The 22,468-nt window shown below is 45.7% G+C and carries 25 protein-coding genes; 11 read left to right on the forward strand and 14 right to left on the reverse strand.

Annotation, left to right across the window (positions count from 1 at the left end; translation table 11 throughout):
- Positions 1–104: 104 nt before the first annotated feature.
- The 4 genes from QUB06_RS13390 to QUB06_RS13405 all read right to left on the reverse strand — a co-directional run bounded on the left by QUB06_RS13390 (position 105) and on the right by QUB06_RS13405 (position 3,909).
- Positions 105–881, reverse strand: a complete 777-nt coding sequence (locus QUB06_RS13390) for a Uma2 family endonuclease (RefSeq protein ID WP_333435659.1) — start codon at positions 879–881, stop codon at positions 105–107.
- A 179-nt stretch (positions 882–1,060) separates the two neighbouring features.
- Complete coding sequence (locus QUB06_RS13395) at positions 1,061–2,551, reverse strand: MlaD family protein (RefSeq protein WP_333435660.1); 1,491 nt, start codon at positions 2,549–2,551, stop codon at positions 1,061–1,063.
- Between the two features lie 111 nt (positions 2,552–2,662).
- Entirely contained in the window at positions 2,663–3,043 is a 381-nt protein-coding gene (locus QUB06_RS13400) for a four helix bundle protein (protein WP_333289042.1), read from the reverse strand.
- Between the two features lie 83 nt (positions 3,044–3,126).
- Positions 3,127–3,909 carry an ATP-binding cassette domain-containing protein gene (locus QUB06_RS13405; RefSeq protein ID WP_333036901.1) on the reverse strand — a complete coding sequence of 261 codons (783 nt, stop codon included), beginning with the start codon at positions 3,907–3,909 and terminating at the stop codon, positions 3,127–3,129.
- Positions 3,910–4,073: 164 nt separating this feature from the next.
- Here QUB06_RS13405 and QUB06_RS13410 point away from each other — a divergent pair, with 164 nt between their 5' ends.
- Together QUB06_RS13410 and tsaE are read left to right on the forward strand one after the other, a co-directional pair.
- Positions 4,074–5,474, forward strand: coding sequence for a gluconeogenesis factor YvcK family protein (locus QUB06_RS13410; protein ID WP_333157026.1), 1,401 nt, complete (start codon positions 4,074–4,076; stop codon positions 5,472–5,474).
- A 178-nt stretch (positions 5,475–5,652) separates the two neighbouring features.
- Positions 5,653–6,102 carry a tRNA (adenosine(37)-N6)-threonylcarbamoyltransferase complex ATPase subunit type 1 TsaE gene (tsaE, locus tag QUB06_RS13415; RefSeq protein WP_333435693.1) on the forward strand — a complete coding sequence of 150 codons (450 nt, stop codon included), beginning with the start codon at positions 5,653–5,655 and terminating at the stop codon, positions 6,100–6,102.
- A 151-nt stretch (positions 6,103–6,253) separates the two neighbouring features.
- Here tsaE and QUB06_RS13420 read toward each other — a convergent pair whose 3' ends face one another.
- The 3 genes from QUB06_RS13420 to QUB06_RS13430 form a co-directional block, all read right to left on the reverse strand.
- A complete protein-coding gene (locus QUB06_RS13420; protein WP_333289036.1) occupies positions 6,254–6,586 on the reverse strand; it encodes a DUF5615 family PIN-like protein in 333 nt (110 codons plus the stop codon).
- Between the two features lie 3 nt (positions 6,587–6,589).
- A complete protein-coding gene (locus QUB06_RS13425; RefSeq protein ID WP_333435661.1) occupies positions 6,590–6,931 on the reverse strand; it encodes a DUF433 domain-containing protein in 342 nt (113 codons plus the stop codon).
- 61 nt (positions 6,932–6,992) lie between these two features.
- Positions 6,993–8,315: a dihydroorotase gene (locus QUB06_RS13430; RefSeq protein WP_333435662.1), complete on the reverse strand. Its 1,323-nt coding sequence runs from the start codon at positions 8,313–8,315 to the stop codon at positions 6,993–6,995.
- Between the two features lie 89 nt (positions 8,316–8,404).
- Here QUB06_RS13430 and lepB point away from each other — a divergent pair, with 89 nt between their 5' ends.
- Positions 8,405–9,016, forward strand: coding sequence for a signal peptidase I (lepB, locus tag QUB06_RS13435; protein ID WP_333289032.1), 612 nt, complete (start codon positions 8,405–8,407; stop codon positions 9,014–9,016).
- A gap of 104 nt (positions 9,017–9,120) precedes the next feature.
- Here lepB and QUB06_RS13440 read toward each other — a convergent pair whose 3' ends face one another.
- Complete coding sequence (locus QUB06_RS13440; RefSeq protein WP_333435663.1) at positions 9,121–10,644, reverse strand: peptide ligase PGM1-related protein; 1,524 nt, start codon at positions 10,642–10,644, stop codon at positions 9,121–9,123.
- 337 nt (positions 10,645–10,981) lie between these two features.
- Positions 10,982–12,598 carry a glycosyltransferase family 39 protein gene (locus QUB06_RS13445; protein WP_333435664.1) on the reverse strand — a complete coding sequence of 539 codons (1,617 nt, stop codon included), beginning with the start codon at positions 12,596–12,598 and terminating at the stop codon, positions 10,982–10,984.
- 314 nt (positions 12,599–12,912) lie between these two features.
- Here QUB06_RS13445 and recA point away from each other — a divergent pair, with 314 nt between their 5' ends.
- The 4 genes from recA to QUB06_RS13465 all read left to right on the forward strand — a co-directional run bounded on the left by recA (position 12,913) and on the right by QUB06_RS13465 (position 14,942).
- Positions 12,913–14,049, forward strand: a complete 1,137-nt coding sequence (gene recA / locus QUB06_RS13450) for a recombinase RecA (RefSeq protein ID WP_333435665.1) — start codon at positions 12,913–12,915, stop codon at positions 14,047–14,049.
- A gap of 362 nt (positions 14,050–14,411) precedes the next feature.
- A complete protein-coding gene (locus tag QUB06_RS13455) occupies positions 14,412–14,666 on the forward strand; it encodes a type II toxin-antitoxin system Phd/YefM family antitoxin (protein ID WP_242720579.1) in 255 nt (84 codons plus the stop codon).
- Positions 14,659–14,826, forward strand: coding sequence for a type II toxin-antitoxin system YoeB family toxin (locus tag QUB06_RS13460; RefSeq protein ID WP_333435666.1), 168 nt, complete (start codon positions 14,659–14,661; stop codon positions 14,824–14,826). Before QUB06_RS13455 ends, QUB06_RS13460 begins: the two co-directional genes overlap by 8 nt.
- Complete coding sequence (locus QUB06_RS13465; RefSeq protein ID WP_445251380.1) at positions 14,784–14,942, forward strand: Txe/YoeB family addiction module toxin; 159 nt, start codon at positions 14,784–14,786, stop codon at positions 14,940–14,942. The genes QUB06_RS13460 and QUB06_RS13465 overlap by 43 nt, the downstream gene beginning before the upstream one ends.
- A 137-nt stretch (positions 14,943–15,079) precedes the next feature.
- Here the strand turns inward: QUB06_RS13465 and QUB06_RS13470 are convergent, their stop codons facing one another.
- Together QUB06_RS13470 and QUB06_RS13475 are read right to left on the reverse strand one after the other, a co-directional pair.
- Positions 15,080–15,478, reverse strand: a complete 399-nt coding sequence (locus QUB06_RS13470) for a hypothetical protein (RefSeq protein ID WP_333435668.1) — start codon at positions 15,476–15,478, stop codon at positions 15,080–15,082.
- Positions 15,479–15,766: 288 nt separating this feature from the next.
- Positions 15,767–16,486: a hypothetical protein gene (locus QUB06_RS13475; RefSeq protein WP_333435669.1), complete on the reverse strand. Its 720-nt coding sequence runs from the start codon at positions 16,484–16,486 to the stop codon at positions 15,767–15,769.
- A gap of 613 nt (positions 16,487–17,099) precedes the next feature.
- Between QUB06_RS13475 and QUB06_RS13480 the strand changes: the two genes are divergently transcribed.
- Positions 17,100–17,573 carry a Coq4 family protein gene (locus QUB06_RS13480; protein ID WP_333435670.1) on the forward strand — a complete coding sequence of 158 codons (474 nt, stop codon included), beginning with the start codon at positions 17,100–17,102 and terminating at the stop codon, positions 17,571–17,573.
- A gap of 29 nt (positions 17,574–17,602) precedes the next feature.
- Positions 17,603–17,827, forward strand: coding sequence for a response regulator transcription factor (locus QUB06_RS13485; RefSeq protein WP_083888111.1), 225 nt, complete (start codon positions 17,603–17,605; stop codon positions 17,825–17,827).
- Between the two features lie 149 nt (positions 17,828–17,976).
- Here QUB06_RS13485 and QUB06_RS13490 read toward each other — a convergent pair whose 3' ends face one another.
- The 3 genes from QUB06_RS13490 to QUB06_RS13500 form a co-directional block, all read right to left on the reverse strand.
- On the reverse strand, positions 17,977–18,873 hold the full coding sequence (locus tag QUB06_RS13490) for an alpha/beta hydrolase (RefSeq protein WP_333066601.1): 897 nt from the start codon (positions 18,871–18,873) through the stop codon (positions 17,977–17,979).
- A 217-nt stretch (positions 18,874–19,090) separates the two neighbouring features.
- Positions 19,091–20,533, reverse strand: coding sequence for a D-alanyl-D-alanine carboxypeptidase/D-alanyl-D-alanine endopeptidase (gene dacB / locus QUB06_RS13495; protein WP_445251381.1), 1,443 nt, complete (start codon positions 20,531–20,533; stop codon positions 19,091–19,093).
- Positions 20,534–20,614: 81 nt separating this feature from the next.
- Positions 20,615–20,941: a (2Fe-2S) ferredoxin domain-containing protein gene (locus QUB06_RS13500; RefSeq protein ID WP_333056212.1), complete on the reverse strand. Its 327-nt coding sequence runs from the start codon at positions 20,939–20,941 to the stop codon at positions 20,615–20,617.
- Positions 20,942–21,185: 244 nt separating this feature from the next.
- On the opposite strand from QUB06_RS13500, the gene QUB06_RS13505 reads away from it, so the two are divergent.
- Together QUB06_RS13505 and nblB are read left to right on the forward strand one after the other, a co-directional pair.
- Positions 21,186–21,647, forward strand: a complete 462-nt coding sequence (locus QUB06_RS13505; protein WP_333435672.1) for a CBS domain-containing protein — start codon at positions 21,186–21,188, stop codon at positions 21,645–21,647.
- A gap of 121 nt (positions 21,648–21,768) precedes the next feature.
- Positions 21,769–22,443: a phycobilisome degradation protein NblB gene (gene nblB, locus QUB06_RS13510; RefSeq protein ID WP_333435673.1), complete on the forward strand. Its 675-nt coding sequence runs from the start codon at positions 21,769–21,771 to the stop codon at positions 22,441–22,443.
- Positions 22,444–22,468: the final 25 nt, after the last annotated feature.

Here is a 22,468-nt window from a genome sequence, read left to right on the forward strand (position 1 = left end):
CTTAATTGTGGTTATTTTTAATCTCAAACGTCCTTGCTGACTCGATTTTGCAATCAAAATGGGATTGGATTAAGGGCCCAAAGGTCGATCGACCTCCCATACCTTCAAATGCCATCAGGATCGATACCCTGACGAATCAAGTATGCCATTAGTCGATCGGCCCTCTGGCGTTCCTCTTCGGCGCGCTGGCGTTCCTCTTCGGCGCGCTGGCGTTCCTGTTCCACCCGTTCCGCACCCCACAGCAGCAAATTGGCATTCTCATCCCACCAGCGCAACCAATAACCCGTCCTCTGAGATTTTTCACCTTCCCAAACCCCCAGAAATAAACCCATTGATTCTATCCAGAATCGCTGATTAGCATCCGGTTCTTGCAATTCGTATTCTCCAGAAGTCGAGAGTCTGTACACTTCCAATACTCCCGATTTTGGTTCAAAAATTACATAAATCGGTACTTGCAAAATTCGCTCATAAAACCGCCATTTTCCGTAAGGATATGTCGGTTTATTTGAATATTCACTGCCGTCAGTATCCGATAAAAATTCCATCACTACAGCAGGTACTTCTCCCTCAGCATTGCGCGTATAACTGCGGCGAACTTCTCCTGGTTCTGCTGGCAATACCGAGGGAACGTACACCCAATCAGGGGCTTTTACTACTATTTTGTCGTTAACTTTGGCACAGAGTCCAAAATTGGAAGCTATTAGCATTGAAGCTAGGATAAATCCTGCGAGATCCAATGCTTCTCGCAGGGCCGCAGCTAAAAGTGGTTGGTCGATGTTTTCCACAGGATCGTCGGCTAATTTAAAGTCGTCGGGCAATTTTTCCCAAGTTATAGTATACTTGATTTTGCTTGCCTCCGGTTTCGATAATGTTTGCGTCATTGGTTTTCCTGGTTGCGACATAAAGAGTTTTTTCTTAATAGAATTTGGACAATAAGTTTAATGCCGGGTGCGAAAGCCGCACCTTATTAACTCGCTGTAATTAAAGTGCGTATTGCCAACATTACTAACTAGAGTAAGTCGCGAAAATTGCACTGGCGGTTATTCAATGATACCGTGTTTTAAGGAGTTTTTTCGGGAGCCAATGGTTCTGCTGATCTTGCAGTTTGAGAAGGTACAACAGGCAATTTTGGCTGTTTTTGCAAGCGAGGAAATCCAGGCTCTACTGATTGATTTGTGGCAGGTGTACTCGCATTTACTTTCTCAGAAAGGGGAGCTAATGTTTGAGTCACTTTAACTTGCTGTCGCAGTTGTTCTGTCGAACCCAACAAGCCTCCTAATCCGTTGAACAACCTGCGAATATTGTTGCGAAAAGCCGGATCTCCCGTCAAATCATCCACGTCGGAAGTAATTTTCTGCACGTTCTGAAATGTAGCTCGTGCAGAATCTAGAGTTTGCTGCAATAATAGCAAATTGGCGGGATTGTTTACCTGGCTGGATAAATCTCGCAAATTACTAGAAGCTTGGGCAGCATTCGCTGATAAAACTTCTAAATTGTTCAGCAATTGTCCTTGGTTGATTCGATTAATTGTCGGACTCAAACTGCTGACAGCTACCCGCAGTTCCTGACTGCTTTGATTGATGTTATTCAGAGTTGAGACTAAACTGCCGCGGTTGGTTGCTACTAAAGAATTGACTTGGTTGGCTGTTAATGTAATTTGATTGGCTGCTTGAGTTACTGAATTAGCAGAATTTATCGCAGCGGCAGATACTGCTTTTGTGGAAGTGTCCGCCGTAGCTGCTACTTTAGAAACATCAGCGGCGACTGCTGATATTTCCGTCTTGAGCGATTGATTTAAGATGCTTGCTTCTCCCTTTAAGGATTGATTTAAACTGCGGGCTTCCCCCTTTAAGGATTGATTTAAACCTGCTATTTCGGTTTTTACAGATTGATTTAAGCTCCCAAGGTCTCCCCTTACAGATTGATTTAAAGTTTTTATTTCCGCTTGGGCAGTTTGAGTTAAAGTCGATAAATCTTGAGTGAGTTTAGCTGCACCTTTAGCTGTGTTGGCTGTATTTTCTGCAAGAGATTTAATATTGTTGAACAGCGCGGGGTCAGTGTAGAAATTAGCTAGGCGGACTGTGGATTTAATTAGTTCGTCGATAGTGACTCCAGCTTGACCTTTTAAGCGCGAATTTTGGCAGATAATTTCCGGGGGACAGTTGGCACTAACGGGATTAGCGGTAAGTAATGATTCTGGCAAAATCGAGTTGGGGGTAATGTCGATCGACGATTCGCCAATTAAACCCGATTTATTCGCTTCGATCGTAACATCCCTGGGAATCACTAAAGTACCGGGGGCAATCTCCAGCGTCACGTCTACGCCGTTGGAACCCGGTTGGAGGGCGGTAATTTTACCGACTGCAACCCCGCGATACCTGATGGGCGTGCCGATTTGCATTCCTTGGGCGCTGCCAAATTCTACGGCGAATTTGTAGCTGCGGTTCCCTACCTGCACGCCCCGCAGCCAGAGCACTAAGCCACCAAATAAACCGATTCCTACTAAAATTAAAAACCCGACAGAACCTTCTCTTACAGTTCGCGATTGCATATTACCTCCTTAGTCATTGGTCATTGGTCATTGGTCATTAGTCATTAGTCATTGGTCATTAGTCATTGGTCATTAGTCATTAGTTGTTAGGCCTCAGTTATTATTTGTGAGTTATTGCTCGTGCTCTTTAGGGGATGACCCGATAGATTGTAGGTAGGAGTTTAATTGAGGAGCTAAGTCATTAATGATTGCTGTGAATATATTGACTTGTTCAACAGTTAAAAGGTTTCGAGTGTAAGCTCGTCTCAACCAGTGTTGAGTTTCATATAAAGAACCTCTAGCTATCTTGACAAAACGTTTATTGTCTTGATAGCTGCCGCGTCCGACTCCTTCTGCTATGTTAGCACCGACGCTATCGGCTGAACGGACAATTTGTTGGCCGATCGTATTTTTGGCAAATGGCTCCCAAGTGTTAACAGCTTTCCAAATTTCATCAGCTAGTCGTTCTGATAATTTATAAACCCGCAATTCCTGAAAACTTTTTGTAGCCATATTGCCCTCGACTTTAATAACTAATGACTGCTGACTAATGACTGGTGACTAATGACTAATGACTAATAACTAATGACTAATGACTATCCAAGCGCTTGAATTGGCCCAGTAACACTGCCGCTAAAAAATTGTCTGATCAGTAAATTATCTGTCGATGCAATATCGCTGACAGTTCCCTCCCACTGCACTTTGCCTCGATAGAGAAACACGATGCGATCGGCAGTGCGGCGGATGGTACTGTCTTGGTGAGTGACGATCGCATAAGTGCTGCAAACACCTTGGGCAGCCTGCAAGTCGCGGATTAAATCTTCAATTACCGTCGAAGCGATCGGATCTAAACCCGCCGTCGGTTCGTCGTACAGCAAAACCTCTGGATTATCCCTGTCATTATCAGGATTCGCCATGATCGCGCGGGCAAAACTTACCCGCTTCCGCATTCCCCCAGACAACTGCGCCGGATAGCGTTCGCCAATTCGCGGCAAACCCACCATCTCCAACTTTTCCTCCACCAATTCCCGAATGCGGCGGCGCGGCAGCTTAGAATGCTGGTAAAGTAAAAAACCGACATTCTCCTCCACCGTCAGCGAATCAAACAAAGCCGCTTGCTGAAACACCATCCCAATTCCGATCGGATCTGCCACGTCGTCCACCCATCCCACCCTGCGCTGTCCCTGAACAAAAACCTCACCGGCATCCGGGGCCAACAAACCCGCAATTATCCGCAGAATCGTAGATTTCCCCGTCCCGGAAGGGCCAATAATTGCCAGGGCCTCTCCCCGATAAATCCTCAGATCGACTCGATCGAGGATCGGGTTCTGGCCGAAGGACTTACTTACCCCCTTGAGTTCGATTAGTGGCTCAGCCATAGGATGTTATCAATAAGTTGTCAGTCATCAGTCATCAGTCTACCTAATGACTCCTGACTCATGACTAATCACTAATTACTTAAATTGACTGCCAGAATCAAAACTCTCTTGTATTGTAAATTTGTCAGATCGAGCTGTTCCAATACCCTTAAGACTAATTAACCATGTCAATTAGTTCACTTCCTAAAGCCCTCCGCGTCTTGGCTAAAGCCAAGCAGGTTTTTGCCCAATCCAGAAATCCTTACCCCCCTTCTTTGCGGAACGGGCGAGTTCACCAGTGGTTTAAGTGGTTAGCCCCCGGACTGTTAGTGAAACGGTGGCTGCTGATTAGTGCCAGCGGCGTGGTACTTGCCACTTTGGGTTTAGCGATTTGGACTGGGATGACTCCCATTTTCTTCTTATTGCAATTATTGAGAAATTTTTTGGCGTGGATTGCGGAAGTTATTCCCAATTACGTGTCGGGCCCGATCATCATTGCTGGTGGGATTTTGTTAATTCTGTGGGGACAAACTCGCAGTTTGAACTCTATTACTCAAGTGCTGATGCCCGAAGGGAATGAGGAACTGGTCGATCGACTCCTCAACCACCGCCGCTTGCACCGCGGCCCGAAAATTGTGGCAATTGGGGGCGGTACGGGTCTTTCTAACTTGCTCAGGGGATTGAAGGATTACAGTGCCAAAATCACTGCTATTGTCACGGTGGCGGATGATGGCGGGTCTTCCGGGCGACTGCGGCGGGAAATTGGGGTATTGCCACCGGGAGACATTCGCAATTGTTTGGCTGCTTTGGCAGATGAGGAAAAGTTATTGACTGAGTTATTTCAATATCGCTTTCGGGCTGGTGACGGTTTGGTGGGTCACAGTTTTGGGAATTTGTTTTTGACGGCGATGAGCGATATTGCTGGAGATTTGGAACAGGCGATCGCGGCGAGTTCTAAAGTTTTAGCAGTGAGGGGAGAAGTGCTGCCGGCTACTCTGAGCGACGTTTCTTTGTGGGCAGAACTCGCTGACGGCCGCAGGATTGAGGGGGAGTCCAGCATTACAAAAGCTAACGGGCAAATCATCAAAATTGGCTGCACTCCTGCTAATCCTCCGGCGTTGCCCAAGGTAGCCCAAGCACTTCGGGAAGCGGATTTTATTATTATTGGGCCGGGGAGTCTTTATACGAGTGTCATTCCGAATTTGTTGGTGCCGGAAATTGCTGATGCGATCGCCAACAGCGAAGTTCCGCGCATTTATGTTTGCAATATTATGACTCAGCCGGGGGAAACTGACGGATACAGTGTTGCAGACCACATTCGGGCGATCGATCGCGCTTGCGGTCGGCCGCTGTTCGATGCTGTAGTCGTTCAAGGAAAAGTCCCTTCTGCAAAGGCTTTGATCCGCTATTCTCAGGAGGATTCTTATCCGGTTGTGCTCGATCGAGAAGCCGTAACGCAATTGGGGCGGCGAGTTGTCATCGCCAATGTCATGGATGAAGATGAAAATACGGGTTTAATTCGCCACAATTCGCAAAGGTTGGCGGGGATGTTGCTGCGTTGGTACGGCCGCGCGCAAAACATTTAAGCTGCTGACTGTTGACTGATGACTGTTGACTGTTGACTGTTGACTGTTGACGGTGCAGACTAATGTTATTGGTTATTAGCAGCCCCAAGCGAGTAACTAATGACTAATGACTAATGACTAATGACTAATGACTAATGACTAATGACTAATGACTAATGACTAATGACTAATTATGGAAATGAAAACTTTGCTTCCCGATTCTGAGGCTACGCACAAGTTTGGTGCTGCGTTAGGTCGATCGCTCCCCGTCGGCACTGTAATCTTATTACAAGGAGATTTAGGTGCGGGCAAAACTACCTTGGTTCAAGGCATCGCTGAAGGTTTAGGAATCTCAGACTCGATTGAGAGTCCTACTTTTACACTGATAAACGAGTATTTTGGAGGGCGAATTCCGCTGTATCATCTAGATTTGTATCGACTAGAACCCGAAGAAGTGGAGGCTTTGCACTTAGAAAGTTATTGGGACGGGTTAGAAATGGATTTGGGAATTGTGGCGATCGAATGGGCGGAAAGATTGCAGTACAAGCCCGAAAATTATTGGCAAATTTCTTTGAGTTATCTAGATAACGGGCGGCAAGCTGAAGTGATTGGTAATGGCGACTTATTGGATTGGCAATGGGAAAAGTGAGAAAGGGCGATCGAATTTAGATGTTGCCCCATTGTCACTCAGCCTTTTCTGAACAGGCTTTCCGGCCTGTTCCACAAGAAGAAAATTCACTCTTTGTGGAACAGGCCGGAAAGCCTGTTAAGAGAGAATGGTGCAACATCTCAGCGCGTACTTACTGCGGACGGTTGACACGAATCAATTTGCCTCTCAAAGTTTCTTCACCAGCAATAGCATCATTGATGCGTGTTGCCAACCTTTCTAAATTTTTATCGTCTGTACACACGATAATACCAGCATGATTTGGTTGTTGAGCGTGCAAGCGAATGAAATGCCGACGATTTTGCGTCATAACCGCCCGATCGTTATTCACAGCAAAGGCTAATACTTCGGGGTCATCATCTCCGGCATTTCCTGCCTCTTGAATAGTCAGGGCATCGTGACCTAAATTTCGCAGCAAAGCCACAACAGGAAACGGGAACTGTTCATCTGCATAAAGACGTGCCATAAATTATACTTCCTGCATCATTGCTGCTGCTTCTTCTCGGAGTGCTGTTTCAATTTCTTCGGAGTTAGCCTCAGCATAAGTCCAGACATTTACTAAGTTGGCAGCATTCAACTGGGGATAAAATTGTAGAATTTCAGCATCACTTGAACCTTGACGGCGCAAACTCACGAACAGCCAAACGGGAAGTCTAGTTTTGGCAATGCAAGCATCGCCGCCACACACGTCGGGAGTTTTGGTAATTCCTGGCCAGCTATTGTTTAAACTTTGGGTTAAAAGCCGGATGGCTTCAGCTTTCTCAGTAGGAGTTAAGGCCAGGAGTTGTGTTTCTAGTTCTTGGAGAAGCATGGGTAAAATCGCCTTTGCGATGCAGGAATACCCAATTATAACACTTGAGTTAAATTCATGCTTACTCAGCGTCAAATGTCAATGCTTCTCCCCTCACATTTGTATCCAATTTACCATTCTCAAAAACAACTTTTCCTCCAACAACAGTCACAACTGGCCATCCAGTTAAATTCCATCCTTCAAAGGAACTCCAGCCGCACTTGCTCGCCATCTCTGCGCCCACCACCGGGCGGTATTTCTCCAAATCAACTAAGACTAAATCTGCATCAAAACCCGGTGCAATTTGCCCTTTGTTCGGAATCTTATAAGCCTTAGCAACTGCCGCCGACATCCAATTAGCAACTTGAGCAACTGTACATCTTCCCTCTACTGCTTGCGTCAGCATCAAAGGCAAAGAAGTTTCGACTCCGGGCATTCCAGACGGCGTATTCGGATAATCTTGAGCTTTTTCTGCTAATGTGTGCGGCGCATGGTCGGTGGCGATAAAATCAATTACGCCGTCTAGTAAAGCTTGCCAAAGTATTTCGTTATCGCGGGGCTCGCGCAAAGGCGGATTCATCTGAGCTAAACTGCCAATTTTTTGATAGGCGCTGGTATTTAACAACAAATGCTGCGGCGTAACTTCTGCTGTCACCCAACTCGGTTTTTCCTGGCGCAACAACTCAGCTTCATCCCCAGTTGAAAGGTGCAGAATGTGCAGACGGCGCTGATATTTATTAGAAAGTTTTAATGCTAGCTGAGTTGCTAATAAAGCTGCTTGATTGTCTTGAATTTGTGAGTGAACTGCAATATCGGTAATACCAGCAAATTCTTGACGACGCTGGTTGATTCTAGCTTGGTCTTCTGCGTGCACGGCAATTAGTCGATCGCCTGCAGCAAAAATCGCCTCTAAAGTTGCTTCTCCATCGACCAACAACTGCCCGTGCATCGAACCCATAAAAATTTTAATTCCCGGAGTCGGATTCGCATTCAACAAATCCGGCAAATTCTCAGGCGTTGCACCAATAAAAAAGCCGTAATTGACCAAACACTTCTCGGCAGCGCGACTTAGTTTATCATCTAAGGCAGCTTGGGTTGTGGTCAGAGGTCGCGTATTCGGCATTTCCAGAAACGATGTCACGCCGCCTTTAGCGCAAGCACAGCTAGCGGTAAATAAGTCTTCCTTGTGTTCTAAACCAGGTTCCCGGAAGTGTACCTGGGGATCAATTACTCCGGGCAACAGAGTTAAGCCTTTCGCATCTATTTCTCGATCGCCAGATTCGACAATTTCAGCAGCAACTTTGACAATTTTGCCATCGCAGATTTGCACATCTCCTACCAAAAACTCACCATTGGGCAAAAGAATGCGAGCGCGACGGATTAACAAACTTGATTTGGGAGTCATAAGATATCATTAATTGAGTAAACAGCGTGCTAGCATGGAAGCATTATTAAGTTTATAATTCGTATCCAGCTCAGTCACTACAATACCCTATGACTCGTCTAGACAAGTCAGCCGACGAAGAAAAACCTCCGCAAGACACCGAAAATCCTTGGATCGAAGGAATTAAGACGATCGGCTTAGCAGCATTTTTGGCCTTTGGTATCCGCACCCTGGTTGCCGAAGCACGCTACATTCCCACCGGCTCAATGCTCCCAACCTTACAAATTAACGATCGATTAATTATAGATAAGGTAAGCTATCGATTCCAAGAACCCCAGCGAGGAGATATTATCGTATTTATGCCTCCTGACCAGGCTAGTTTGTGCACGGGACAGCCGCCACCGATCAAAGATGCCTATATCAAGCGAGTGATCGGACTGCCGGGGGACAGTGTGGAAGTCAGAGAGGGAAAAGTTTTTATTAACAAGCAGCCGCTACAGGAAAAATATATTGAAGAAATTCCGCAGTATCCCTACGGGCCTGTAGTTGTAGCTCAAAATTCTTACTTGGTGCTCGGCGACAACCGCAACGCAAGCTGTGACAGTCATTACTGGGGCTTTGTACCCAAGCAAAATATCATCGGTAGGGCAATTGTGCGTTTTTGGCCACTCAACCGCACAGGTTCGATCGACCCCACGCCCCTTTATCCCGCTAAAAATTAGCTACAACCCGCAACCCGCAGATTAAAATCTGCGGTTGTCAGTTTAAAGTACCAATTACTTATTAGCCATTTTCCACGACCAAATAATTAATGGTTAAATGAGATTTAGTATGAGGTTTCGCGATCGAGAACTTTCACAACTTTGTTATACATATCCTCAGCTTCTTGCTGCGAATTGCCAATACTCGTCACTCCCAATTTGCCAAACTCAGACAAACAACCCATTAAATGAAACACACTGCCCGTCTCAGTACCGCTGTCAAAGTGCAGTTGATTGTCAGCAATAATATCCATCAAATCGTTCGGTAATAATCCCCGATAGCGCTCTTTTTTCAAATTGTCTGAAGCAACATAATATTTTGGACGGCCCTGCAGGCTGTAAAATAATCCTGTCGAACGTTCGTACCGACCGTTTGTTAACAGCTTCAAAGCCATAAACGGATGAGTTGTGCCTCCTTTACGTAAGTTAATTTCTATTGCTTGAAGCTCCCATTTCCCATCGGATTGCTTTACAGCGAGAAAATCTACTCCAAATCTCTCTAAAGCCCCTTTTTTAGCTAAGTTTTGCCCTACTTTCCATCCCAATTCCTGCAACGCTATTCGATAAGATTCGTCGGCAGGAAATCGGCAACCTAAGAAAATTTGACCGTCTGGGCCTCCTAAAATTTGGTCGTGGGTTGAGAGAATTTCTACTTCGCCGCTGGGGACAATTCTGCCTTGAACGCTGGGCGATAACTTTTCTTCTCCTTCGATAAATGCTTCGGCAATTGCCCCTAATTCGGGAATGCGGCTGCTAAAATTTTCCCAGGTTTCGCCCGTTGCTTGAAAGCGCAAATTATGGAAGCTATCGCCAATTGCCTTCGCTCTTTCTGTAGGCGCTTTACCTGCGAGGGACTTCAGATCTAAAATTGCATTCCCTTCCCCCGAAAAACCTTCATTTAACTTAATTACGATCCGCTGCAAATGCGGCTGCCGTTCCCACAACGCGGCCGCAGCTTCCGCTAAATCTTCCGCATTAAAAACCAACTCGGAACCGTCAGGATAAGGCACGCCACATTCTTTAAAAATTTGCCTGCTGCCGCTTTTTGTTCCCCAGTATAACAGATCGGGATCGCTGGCCCACAAAGGAATCCCCAATTTAACAGATAACTCGCGTTCTAAGGGCGTCGAGTTATAACAAACCATATAAGATTTTGTCGGCCGCACTGCTTGACGAATGCGCTCCATCAAGCGGGGACGCTCTAAAATTTTCTGGGTGAGGGATTTGGCGGAAGCATCGTAAGCACTGAACAGCAAAAGCCGATCGCGCGCGTGAGAAAATGGAATTCCCGGCAGCAATTGCAGGTAATAATCCACAATCATCGGGTGCAAGGGCTCCGAGGTAATGTAAATTAAGCGCGTGCGGGGATTTCGCAGGCGAATCAATGAAAATAAATGCCGCTCTTCGTAGTGGTAAACACCCTCAACTTTCTGCATTTCTTGCTGATCTAAGCTGACAGAAGGAATGATAATAATGTCACAATCTCCGCTGTCAAATTCTTCGATAGCTCGCCAACGTTCGCGTAATTCTGTCTGAAGATTGCGAAACTTCTGCGCGGATTCGGAAGATGAATTATTTAACTCTTGCATGACTTTTTATCTCGCTAATTTACATAATTATTTGTGTCTACTTATCGCATTTCTCAGTTGAGTCTAGTACAGAAATCGGGTAGGAACACGGCACTACCCAAAGCGTGTCAACTTAACGCACAATCCATAGTCCGGCAGGGGTTGAAACCCCTGCCTCAAAGCGAAAGTCCTCTGAAAGAGGACTGAAGAACTCATTAGTCCTCTTTCAGAGGACTTTTGCTATTAGACAGGGAATTCATTCCCTGGCGGACTAACGGGTAGACGGGAGGACAGACGGACTAAAAGCTTAAGTTGACACGAGCAAAGGCACTGCCGTGTTCTTACAACTCTCGAAATCCTAGGAAGCTCGCCGCACTCGAAAAAGTCGGGCATACTCCAATATTGGCTCCAGGCGGCGTTGATGTTGCTTGAGTGCCGAGATCAATTTTTCCGAAGGGCGGAACACCAGGGGAGCCGAATATTTGTTCAGCATCTCGATTTCCGGCGACTGGCTCATCAGCATCAGCCGCACGTCTTTGTCGAGCAAATAACTCAGAGACAGCAAATCTCCCATGTTCGTAAAATCGTTGCCGCGATCGCTAATTACAATTGTATCTTTAATCGATCGGTTAGCTATCGCCTCTTTGTTAATAATTTTCGCAACTTCAGCATTAAAATAGCTCAAGTCTTTGCTCCACCAAGTATCAGAAAAAGCACTAACTGTACAGGAGGCTACACTTGCTGTAAATACCAGGGCTAAAATGACTTGCCAAAACCGCTGCTGAGTTTTCACGTTACTGGCGAGCAAGTAAGCAACTGCTAGCTGCACTCCCGCAAAGCAGGAAATCAGATAGCGGCTGACGGCGGAACGTTTGCCACCTAGGATTAGATCCGGTAACGCCAGGATCAAAAAAGGTACAAAAATTGATATTAAAATAAACAGCCAAGTTGAACTGCTAGTGCGGCGGCAGATTTGGTAAATGGCTGTCGCAATTAACAGCAAAAATGGCAATCTCAGCAAATAAGTCCAGATATTATCAAAGCCTAAGTCGAAGTCAAAAAATAATGCTGTAAAGCTGAGCGTCCATAATTTAACAAGATACAGCCAACCCGGAGATACTCGCGTCCAATCTGTCGTAGCTGATGCTCGTCCCAGGTTGGTCGCCAGCACGTAAATCCACGGAAGATACAATATTAAAGCTGCTGTTACTGCTAAGAAAAATTGGGAATTAGTTACGTGACCTGGCAATTTTGTTTTTTTGACAAACAACCAGTAAGAAATTATAAAAAGTCCGTGTCCGATGAGTGTTAAACTGAAGAAAGGGTGAGTGTAGAAACCAAGGGCGATCGCCAGCGAGTAAAATACCCAATCTTGCCAACCCCGCAACCGCACTGCTCTCAGCAGCAGCCAACTGCTGCCAATAACTGTGGCTGTTAGCAAAGTGTACTGCCTTGCTGTCTGAGCAAACAATATATCAAAGGGTGATAAAGCCAAAAGTGCTGTTACTAATAACGCCGTCAAATTCGAGGCGAAAAGTTCCTGAGCTAAAGCGTACATCAAAGGCAGCGACAGCAAACTCAATATTGCTGGCAAACTGCGGGATGCTGTTAGAGAACTGCCAAATTCCTGCATCCACCAACGAGCCATGAGAAAGTATAAAGGCGGATGCTGCGGGTCTTCCAGTGCTAAAGAACGAATTGTGTCTGCTTCTGTACTTCCCGGTTTAATCCGCTGATATTTTTGCAATTCTGGTGCGGGAACAATCCGGTTTTGGAATAGTTCGTCGTCGATTTCTTGGTGGGTGAAACCAGCGGCGCGGATTGATGTGTAAGCTTCGTCGTGCCAGTACAGTTTGCGATCGATCTCAAAAAACCGAAATCCGATACCTAGTAAAATGCCGATCGCCAATAAGTTCCTCAGCCAGCGGGAATTTTTGCTATTAACAGATGTGTCTTGATGTGTTGTAGATCCCATGCTTGTCCTAATTGTGGCGATTCCCTCCGGGATAGCTACGCTTCACGGAATTTGGAACTGTAGACCATAACCTCACTCCGAGAGCGATCGATACCAACTACATCCCCTAACAGACAATAATTCTACCCTCTGCCGGATGCCGAATACCTTATAGATCAGAGCCTTCTGAAAGCTGGGTGAGGCTGAACCACCCCCAAAATCAAGAATCTTCAACCAGATCCTCCCAGAACCTCCAGACCCCAAAAATAACTGCTAACATACGTGTTGTACAGTTAATCAACAAGCTCCGCAAGGGGTCTACCCGCGTACCGCAAATGGCAAAAAAAGAAACGTCTATAAAAACTTCCACTGAAAACTCAGAAAAGCAAAAAGCTCTAACTTCCGTACTTTCCCAAATCGAGCGCAGCTTTGGCAAAGGGGCGATCGTCCGATTGGGAGACTCCACTCGTATGAGGGTAGAAACCATTCCCACCGGAGCCCTGACACTGGACATTGCTTTGGGCGGCGGTTTGCCAAAAGGTCGAGTCATTGAAATTTACGGCCCGGAAAGTTCCGGTAAAACCACTCTAGCCCTCCACGCGATCTCCGAAGTCCAAAAATCCGGCGGTATCGCAGCCTTCGTCGATGCCGAACACGCCCTCGATCCCACCTACGCCTCAGCTTTAGGCGTCGATATTGAAAATCTCTTAGTTTCCCAGCCGGATACCGGCGAAATGGCCCTAGAAATAGTCGATCAACTCGTGCGTTCCGTCGCCGTCGATATCGTAGTAATTGACTCCGTAGCCGCCCTCGTCCCCCGCGCCGAAATCGAAGGCGACATGGGCGACTCCCACATGGGTTTGCAAGCGCGCTTGATGAGCCAAGCTTTGCGGAAAATCACCGGCAACATCGGCAAATCCGGCTGTACCGTCATTTTCCTCAACCAATTGCGGCAGAAAATCGGCATAACTTACGGCAACCCGGAAACAACAACCGGCGGTAACGCACTCAAGTTCTACGCCAGCGTGCGGCTTGACATTCGCCGCATTCAAAGCTTGAAAAAAGGTACAGAAGAATACGGCAACCGCACGAAAGTTAAAGTTGCTAAAAATAAAGTTGCTCCGCCTTTCCGTATTGCCGAATTTGACATTGTATTTGGCAAAGGCATTTCTACTTTAGGCTGTCTGACTGACTTGGCCGACGAAATGGGAGTAATTATCAAAAAAGGTTCTTGGTATAGCTACAACGGAGAGAACATAGCTCAAGGACGAGACAAAGTGATCCAGCACATGGAGAAAAACATCGATTTCAAAAATGAAATTGAGGAGCTAGTTAAAAAGAAACTTGAGACTGGTGCTCTAGTTTCTGCTAATTCTGTCGCTCCTATTGAGGTAGATGATGTAGATGATGTAGATGATGTAGATGATGTAGATGATGTAGATGATGTAGAAGTTTTGGACGAAGAAATCTAATTTTTTTAGTCCTCAATTATTACTCGTTTACTGGTTGTTTACTGGTTGTTTACTCGTTACCAGGCTGGAGCGAAAGTAACGCTCAACAGCGACCAAGAGCCTCGAATTTAATTTTCGCTCGGCTTCGGCTCTTGGTCGCTTACTCGTTTTACTCGTTACCAGGCTGGAGCGAAAGTAACGCTCAATAGCGACCTAGAGCCTCGAATTTAATTTTCGCTCGGCTTCGGCTATTCCTCTAGGTATCGGTTCCCAGCCTCCAGCCATAGAACCAGTAAATTGACCGGACATGATATGAGAGCGGGATTGCCCAATATATTGCCGATTGCTATATTTGTACAGTAAGTAGTACAACTGTCAAGTACATGAATATTGTTTCTTTTAGCGAAGCGAGAAATAACCTCAAGGCTGTTTTAGACAGAGTAGTGGAAGATACGGACTATACCATCATCACTAGACGGGATGCGGAGGATGCCGTGGTGATGTCGCTAGAGTTCTTTAATAGTTTGCTGGAAACAGTTCATTTACTCAAATCTCCCGCCAATGCTGCCCATTTGGAGCGTTCTATTGCTCAGTTTAAGCAGGGGAAAGTGGTAGAGCGAAATTTGTTGGATGACTAGAAAGTTAGCATGGACGGATGAGGCTTGGGGCGATTATTTATATTGGCAAGGGCAAGACAAGAAAACGTTAAAACGAATTAACAAGCTAATTGAGGCAACAATCCGATTGAGGCAACAATCCGATTGGCGTTTGAGGGGATCGGAAAGCCAGAACCACTGAGGGAGAACCTGGCTGGTTTTTGGTTGCGGCGAATTGATGATACGAATCGATTAGTTTATGCTGTGGATGACGAGTATCTAACGATTATCTCTTGTCGATACCACTATTCTGATTGACATCCTCCTTGGCAGGCTGTAGCTATGGTGCGACGTTTTTGTTTAACAGGAAAGTCGGCGATTCTTGGAGCAGTTTAATTTTAATTTTATGACGATAGCGAGTTTCTATTTAACGGGCGAGCGTAACTTTTGTCACGCTATGTAAGTTTTGCAGGATAAACAGGGATGAGAGCGTACTCATTTGCATGGCAATTGTTATGCAGCGATGAATTGTTTAGTAGTGAAGCAAGCCACAAAATAACGCGGACTTTTTTTGAAGTTCCTAGCTTCCATAACTCTTCAATCAACCACTCTACGCAACCCACATAATCTTGATAAGGGTCCACCCATGAAACCTCAGTTGTATTGTCTTTTTTATACTTATAAACAGGTTCATTGTTTAGCAAATCCTGTGAAAAACAACCTGAATTATGAAACGGATAAGCATATCGACGGTCTACATAACCCGTGCATGGTAAAAACCTTCCGTCCCCATCATATTCAATAACTTCCTGAACCATAAACCAAGTAAAGTGATGCTCTAAGCTGTCGCGCATTTAAATTGCATATTCGAGGCTGGCGGGACGCCCACCCCACAAGAGTTGTATTGTTTTTTGACATACAATTTAAATCCACAACAGCTTATCCCAACAGAATTGTTTTCAAAATACTCCTTCTAAACTGCATTCATGTCTTTTGGTAAGCCGCGTGGCTCTGACAGCGGAACTGGGAGCCTCTCATATTTGTAAAAATACTTCTTCTGGCTCCTGACTTCTGCCTATTGCCTCAAAACTCCAATTTTGGGCTTGGCTGCTTTCATTGAGAGGCTCCCTATTTACGAACACTTATTCAGGCATAGAAACTGGCTGAACGTATTGAGAATTAGCGCGCACATAACAGCCTTGTCTTGTCAGCAACCAGGGTTGACCGTTCGCCATCGTAATAGCATTTGCTCCCCTGAGTTCAGCAGCAACTGTATCTCTATCCGCGCGGTAAACTTGTTGAATTGCTCCGTTTGCGGTCTTGCGGCAGTTGAGTTCTCCATCCCGCGAGGTGACTCGCCAAGCAGGCCAAGTTACAAAACCATTTGTTGGACTCGACCAAGTATTAGCATTGCTAGAAGTATAGTCGCCACTTGCATTAGGACGCGGTAAAGCTTCGACTAAATTTACTTTAAATGTCTGGCCAATAGAAGGACAATTTTCTCCTGCTTTCACCTTCCAAGTAACTTCGGCTCCCAATTGGCTGCTTCTTCCAACTTGACGCCTGACAATGGCAATATCTCCAGAACAAACAATTTTTCGGCCAGGGCCGGTCGCACTGTCTTTGAAAGTCCCATTGTAATAGTAAGAGCCTGCTGCTCCTTCGGAACGGGTAATTTGAATATTGCCAAAAAATTCCCGATTGCCTACTTTGGTTAAGTAAAAACCGCTGCGATTGTTTCCTTTTTCTGACAAGTTTAAAGTAGTTTTACCGTTAGGATTAATATAAGTGGTAGCGCTAGCAGCAGCGCACCAAATCAATGACACAACTCCTGTGGATAACAAAATGGAAAGTTTTTTCACAGCAACACCTGGTATGAATCTCTACTTTATTTGTAGCTGTTGGTGAAGATATTTGACCAGTCGCTCAAATGAGTGACACTCATTTGAGCGACATTCTAACGACATAGGGGCAATCCCCCATGATGACCACTACAAATTCGGCAACCACGGGGGATTGGCACTACTGCGTAATTCCTAAACATCAACTCTGCATAACTTCACCTTACTTCACCTCCCTTCAACTCTCTTCACTTGTATGCACCTGCATCACGAGGCCTGCAAGCTTCAACTTCTGACTCATTGCAGGTTCCAATAATTAGCAGCAGAATAAATTTATATACGTAAGTAAGGGAGTTCCAATCACCGCTGAATACTGTGGATTTTACGGGTACTTCCCGGTGGGTCAAGTTGTGATTAGAAAAACTAGGGCGATTTTTACAGGTAGCAGATTTCAAATCTAAGAATGCTTGTAAAGAAATGTAAAAGCTCCTGATCGCCGATTGGTTTGACAGAAAGTACGATTTCTAAGCTGAGTCCGTAAAAAAAGTCGTCTTGATTCATCGCAAAAATGAACTTCACAAACACAAATTAAGTTTGCCAGAGAGTTAAATCATTGTTCGAGGGAGAATAAATCATGGCTGACGGTCAATTAGAAGTTATATTAAAGATTGCTCAAACAATTAATCCTCAAATTGAGAGCGATCGACATTTTGAAATAGACTTGGAAAAATTGCGCCAACTGCCAGCAGGAACATTAGGGTGCGAAGTGGCGCGATTTCTAGACGAACAAGGCTTTGAGCCGATCGCATCGGGAGACTGGATTCAGCGAAACCACGACGTTTGGCACGTTCTGACTGGTCTTTCGGCTTCAACAGAAGATGAATTTGTACTTCAAGCGTTTACTCGCGCTCAAGTATTTCGTCCTTCTTGTGCGATTTTAGTGTTAGTTGGACTGATCAGCGGCAAATGCGCGATCGGACAAATTATCAAAGGCTTAAAACACGGAAAATTAGCCACTCGGCTAATTAATTGGGACGTTGCATCTGATTGGGGAACTCCTTTATCTGAAGTTCGAGAAAAACTCGGAATTCAACCATTCATTGATTAGATTTTAACTCGTTACCTCATTGCAAAAGTATGCAAAGCACAAGTTACAAACCGGAAATTAGCCTGAGCCCACGGGAAAGAGCGATCGCACAATTAGTAGCCCAAGGGCTGCCAAACAAATGTATTGCCAAAAATTTAAACATCAGTCACTGGACGGTTGCTACTTACGTGAGGCGGATTTTTATCAAACTCGGTGTTTGTTCCAGAACTGCGATGATTGCACTGCTGATCCAAGAAAATTTGCTCTGGGACTAATAAATAAGTAGGGTGCGTCAGCTAGCTTGAATTCTCTGGTAATCCAGAAACTCTATGCACGACGCACCCTAAAAAACACCTATCCCTAGACAGATGAAAACCCGGTTTTACAGCTAAACCGGGTTTTCATCTGGAATGTTTAAAACCTTCTATGCCAAAGCCACAGAACGAGAAGAATTTCTTAGAAAACTCAGCAATTCTCGATTCACCGTTTGCGGCGCTTCCTGCTGAATCCAGTGACCACAGTGAGGAACTAATTTCAACTTAAACGGAGCAGTAATTAATCTGTCTAAACCTTCTACAAGTTTGTGGCTCAAAAACGCATCTTCTTCTCCCCAAAGCACCAAAGTAGGCACTGTCACAGGTTCTAATTTCTCCGCCAAATTCCAAAGCCTCTGCGGGTGAAACATCTGGCGGTAATAATTGATAGCGGCGGCTAATACTCCCGGCTTTTCTAAAGCAGTCTGATAAATCTTAGTCTCCTCAGCGCTAAAAGATCCTTTGCGAACAGCTTGTCCTTGGAAAACATTGTGAACAAAATCTTTCAAGTTTTGCCGGATCAACCATTCGGGAATGCCGGGAACCTGAAACGCCAAAACGTACCAACTGCGGCGGATTTGATCTAAATTGCTCGCCATTTCCTGCACGAATCGCTGCGGGTGCGGAGCGTTTAAAATTGCCAAGCGGTTGAGTTGTTCGGGGAATTTTTGAGCTAAGTGCCACGCAATCGCCCCTCCCCAATCATGACCTACAACGTGAGCTTTTGTATAACCGAGGCTCGCAATCAAACCGCGAATATCGGCGCTCAGCGTATCTAAATCATAGCCGCTTTCCGGCTTGTCGGAATCGTTGTAGCCCCGCAAATCCGGCACCACAACCTTGAAATGACGCGCTAAAGCAGGGATTTGATGACGCCAAGAGTACCAAAACTCTGGAAACCCATGCAGGAGGAGAACAAGCTCGCCTTCTCCTTGAGAAACGCAGTGCAGGCGGATGTTATTGGTTTCGACAAAGATGTGTTGCTGTTCGGAATCGAAAGAATTCATAGTTGGAAAGTTAGACTTATTTTCGGGAAGTACAGAACCCGCCGACTGGTAGCAGGCTAAAACGTCCCAATGGTGTTAATTTTTCTACTTTTATTGTAGCTGCTTTTCGATCCCCGCCGCTCCAATCTAATGAAACTTAAAACTTGTAGGGTTTTTGGGTGTCCGGTGTTTTAGGTGTAACTACTGAGGTTAACTTTCTCACCTTAAATCTGTTGTTTTAACAGCGGCGCAGGCGATTCAATAATAGCACAATTTCGTCCGTTGCCGATCGCATTTTTGCAGTTGATAGGTCAGATTGATTGACGATAATGCTAAACACCAGCGGCTCGTAATTCGGAACTTCGATATATCCAGACAGCGCCGAAACTCCGCTCATAGTTCCTGTTTTTGCTTGCAAATTTACCCGATTTGGTGTATTATTAAAGCGATTTTTCAAAGTGCCGCTCTCCCCAGCGATCGGCAGTGACTGGCGGTAAAGAGATGCAGCAGGTGAATTGGCCATCAATCTCAAAGTTTGCACCAAGGCTTCTGGAGTAATTAAATTGTGCCGAGACAAGCCGGAACCGTCGGCTAATCTGTAGCTGTTGGGATTTACTCCTAATTGAGTTAAAACTGTTTTTAACTCTTTCAAACCCATTTCACCTGTATCCTCTTGCGGCAGAGGCATCTTGTCTGTAACTTTTCCCAACAATCTCAATAAAACTTCTGCATAAAGATTGTTGCTTTCGCGATTAGTTTCTCTCACCAATTCCGCCAGCGGCGGCGATTCAACGGTCGCTAATTCTTGATTTAAATTGCGAGAAGCCGATGCAACTAAACTCTGTTTAACAGGAATTCCCTCAGCCACCAGGGCTTGTTGAAAATACTGCAAAAAATTATTAGCGGGGTTGACAACGGCGACATAAGCTGATTCAGGTTCGCCACCAACTTTCAACTGTCCGCCCACTCGAATTATAGGTCGATAGAACTCCCGGCCAACTTCAATAAACTCAGATTCGTTTTCAGCGACGGTAACAGTATTGTTCTGAAGTTGCCACTGATTTGCCAGCTTTGGTTCGGCAAAAGTAACTTTCAGAGGTTGCCCCAGAGCCTGCGGGGACAAGAGAAGGTCGATCGCGTTTTGATTGAAAATTAAACTGTTAATCGGCGCTCCGTAGCCAGCTTGGGCGTCTTCCCATTCCCAATTCGGATTGACTGCACTGCCTTGAAAATAGCTGTCATCGCCAATCAACTGGTTAACTTGACTGATTCCCCGCTGCTTTAACTGCTGCGCCAAAGATTTCAACTGAGCCTCAGCAATGCTCGGATCTCCCCTGCCGGCAACGTACAAACTTCCATTTTCGCCGCTGTAAACCGATGTCTTAATCCGAAAATCTGCACCGAGTTTCTGCAAAGCAGCGGCTGTAGTTAGCAGCTTGGCATTTGATGCTGGAATAAAATATTTTTGGGCGTCGCGGCTGTAGAGAGTAGTAGTAGAAGATAGAGGTTGAATCAAAATGCCCCAGCGCGATCGGCTAAATTCGGGACGGTTGGCGATCGCATCTACTTGCGCTCCCAATTCCCCAGGACAAATATCCCCAGCAACCGCCGACGTTTGAGCAGCAACCGCCGACGGACGCCCCAGCACCAGCACTAACAAACTAAGCGCAATTCCTTGGATTTTCAAAGTGGCAGTTCCTTAACAATAACTATTCAAATTAGATGCGCCAGAGCTTGGAAGTTTCACCGAATCAAGTCAATCTTAATAATAATAACGCGCATGAATTCTCGGATTAAACAGCGCCTCTACAGGTTTTCCCTCTTTGAGGTGCTCTTCCACAATTAAGGGTACATCACTCGGTTTAACTCGACAATACCAAATTTCGTCCGGGGTAACTCGTACAGTCGGGCCAGTGGTGCACTGTCCCTGACAGCTAGTAGCCTCAACTTTCACCCCTGCAACTTGTTGAGCTTCAAAAGCAGCTAGCACTGCTGCTGAACCATTTTTCAGGCAAGATTGATACTGGCAAACCAATACACAGCGCGCTTCTGGTTGGGAGTCTGGTTCTGTGGCTGGAGATTCTGGCATTGGTAAGGATTTATCCGCTCTTTAAGATATCTTAACAATCTTGTCAGGCTGATCGCTCGCCGGAGAGAGGCAAACGGCAGAATTTTATAGTGCGATCGAAAAAAACAGCAAAATTCTGGCACTCAAAATTTTTCCTTCCTTCTACCTTCTAACGAATCCCTTCAGCAGAGCTGCCTTTCTTCAGTCTGTGTCACGCTTTCCCTATATGATCGATAAGGAGAGATAACTCAATCAACCGCTAATCATGCCAAAAACAGTAGCCGATGTAATGAGCCGTGAGCCGATTTTGGCGCGACCCGAAATGCCCTTGAACGAAGCGATTAAAATTTTAGCCGAACGACGCATTAGCGGTCTTCCCGTCGTAGATGAGAATGACTTGTTGGTAGGAGTCATCTCCGAAACCGACTTGATGTGGCGGGAAACCGGCGTAACTCCCCCCGCTTACATAATGGTGCTCGACAGCGTAATTTATTTGGAAAATCCCTCTCGTTACGAGCGAGAACTCCACAAGGCTTTAGGACAAACAGTAGGAGAAGCCATGAGTACAGAGCCAGTTACCATCGGGCCCGACAAATCTGTCCAAGAAGCTGCCAAACTGATGCACGATCGCAGCATCCATCGATTGCCGGTGGTCGATACTGCGGGTAAAGTAATCGGCATCCTCACTAGGGGAGATATTATTCGCTCGATGGCTGCCGAATCTTAAATTAACTGTTGCAGTTCCAGGAGTGTATCAGAAAATGAGTCGATCACTCCTTAAATCTCGCTTGCTTTTGGCAATTACCAATTACCAAATCTAAAATCTAAAATCTAAAATCTAAAATCCAATGAGCATTACCCCTGAGTCTGTCGAACAATTGCTGAATTCCGAGGATTTTGGCGAAAGACTGCGAGCAGTCAACCAACTGCGCCAACTAGAACCCGCGATCGCCTATAAACTAATTCAAATTGCGATCGGCGACAAAAACGTCCGGGTTCGCTACGCAGCAGTCAGCCAATTATCAACCCTCGGCACGCAGAATCTGCCAAACGCTTTAGAGGTACTGCGAAACTGCTTGAACAACGACCCCGAACCCGACGTGCAAGCAGCAGCAGCCGATGCTTTGGGCGCATTGAAATTAACCGATGCTTTAGAAGATTTGCAGCAAGTTTATAGCAGTACCTCTGAATGGCTGGTGCAACTAAGCATCGTCGCGGCTTTGGGAGAAATGGGAGATCCCAAAGCCTTTCCGATGTTAGAAAATGCCCTGACTTCTGAAAACGAATTAATCCAAACCATTGCCATTAGTGCATTAGGTGAATTGGGAGATAAACGGGCGCTGCCGCTGCTGCTTCCCTACGCTTCCAATGCAGATTGGCAGATCCGTTACAGAGTCGCCCAAGCTTTGGGGCGGTTGGGCGGTGCAGAAGCACAGACAGCTTTGGAAATTCTCGCCAAAGATGAGGTTGATCAAGTTGCTCAGGAGGCTAAAGTCGGACAAGAAAATAGTTTGAAATCTTGAGATTGCTTTTGTGATCCAGAACAAC

It is taken from the genome of Microcoleus sp. D2_18a_D3 (assembly GCF_036702455.1).
GTDB lineage: Bacteria > Cyanobacteriota > Cyanobacteriia > Cyanobacteriales > Microcoleaceae > Microcoleus.

What these genes read in the sequence shown, in the direction of transcription:
- QUB06_RS13390 (WP_333435659.1), bottom strand. Translation starts at nt 881, where the DNA reads ATGACGCAAACATTATCGAAACCGGAGGCAAGCAAAATCAAGTATACT.
- QUB06_RS13395 (WP_333435660.1), bottom strand. Translation starts at nt 2,551, where the DNA reads ATGCAATCGCGAACTGTAAGAGAAGGTTCTGTCGGGTTTTTAATTTTA.
- QUB06_RS13400 (WP_333289042.1), bottom strand. Translation starts at nt 3,043, where the DNA reads ATGGCTACAAAAAGTTTTCAGGAATTGCGGGTTTATAAATTATCAGAA.
- QUB06_RS13405 (WP_333036901.1), bottom strand. Translation starts at nt 3,909, where the DNA reads ATGGCTGAGCCACTAATCGAACTCAAGGGGGTAAGTAAGTCCTTCGGC.
- QUB06_RS13410 (WP_333157026.1), top strand. Translation starts at nt 4,074, where the DNA reads ATGTCAATTAGTTCACTTCCTAAAGCCCTCCGCGTCTTGGCTAAAGCC.
- tsaE (WP_333435693.1), top strand. Translation starts at nt 5,653, where the DNA reads ATGAAAACTTTGCTTCCCGATTCTGAGGCTACGCACAAGTTTGGTGCT.
- QUB06_RS13420 (WP_333289036.1), bottom strand. Translation starts at nt 6,586, where the DNA reads ATGGCACGTCTTTATGCAGATGAACAGTTCCCGTTTCCTGTTGTGGCT.
- QUB06_RS13425 (WP_333435661.1), bottom strand. Translation starts at nt 6,931, where the DNA reads ATGCTTCTCCAAGAACTAGAAACACAACTCCTGGCCTTAACTCCTACT.
- QUB06_RS13430 (WP_333435662.1), bottom strand. Translation starts at nt 8,315, where the DNA reads ATGACTCCCAAATCAAGTTTGTTAATCCGTCGCGCTCGCATTCTTTTG.
- lepB (WP_333289032.1), top strand. Translation starts at nt 8,405, where the DNA reads ATGACTCGTCTAGACAAGTCAGCCGACGAAGAAAAACCTCCGCAAGAC.
- QUB06_RS13440 (WP_333435663.1), bottom strand. Translation starts at nt 10,644, where the DNA reads ATGCAAGAGTTAAATAATTCATCTTCCGAATCCGCGCAGAAGTTTCGC.
- QUB06_RS13445 (WP_333435664.1), bottom strand. Translation starts at nt 12,598, where the DNA reads ATGGGATCTACAACACATCAAGACACATCTGTTAATAGCAAAAATTCC.
- recA (WP_333435665.1), top strand. Translation starts at nt 12,913, where the DNA reads ATGGCAAAAAAAGAAACGTCTATAAAAACTTCCACTGAAAACTCAGAA.
- QUB06_RS13455 (WP_242720579.1), top strand. Translation starts at nt 14,412, where the DNA reads ATGAATATTGTTTCTTTTAGCGAAGCGAGAAATAACCTCAAGGCTGTT.
- QUB06_RS13460 (WP_333435666.1), top strand. Translation starts at nt 14,659, where the DNA reads ATGACTAGAAAGTTAGCATGGACGGATGAGGCTTGGGGCGATTATTTA.
- QUB06_RS13470 (WP_333435668.1), bottom strand. Translation starts at nt 15,478, where the DNA reads ATGCGCGACAGCTTAGAGCATCACTTTACTTGGTTTATGGTTCAGGAA.
- QUB06_RS13480 (WP_333435670.1), top strand. Translation starts at nt 17,100, where the DNA reads ATGGCTGACGGTCAATTAGAAGTTATATTAAAGATTGCTCAAACAATT.
- QUB06_RS13485 (WP_083888111.1), top strand. Translation starts at nt 17,603, where the DNA reads ATGCAAAGCACAAGTTACAAACCGGAAATTAGCCTGAGCCCACGGGAA.
- QUB06_RS13490 (WP_333066601.1), bottom strand. Translation starts at nt 18,873, where the DNA reads ATGAATTCTTTCGATTCCGAACAGCAACACATCTTTGTCGAAACCAAT.
- QUB06_RS13500 (WP_333056212.1), bottom strand. Translation starts at nt 20,941, where the DNA reads ATGCCAGAATCTCCAGCCACAGAACCAGACTCCCAACCAGAAGCGCGC.
- QUB06_RS13505 (WP_333435672.1), top strand. Translation starts at nt 21,186, where the DNA reads ATGCCAAAAACAGTAGCCGATGTAATGAGCCGTGAGCCGATTTTGGCG.
- nblB (WP_333435673.1), top strand. Translation starts at nt 21,769, where the DNA reads ATGAGCATTACCCCTGAGTCTGTCGAACAATTGCTGAATTCCGAGGAT.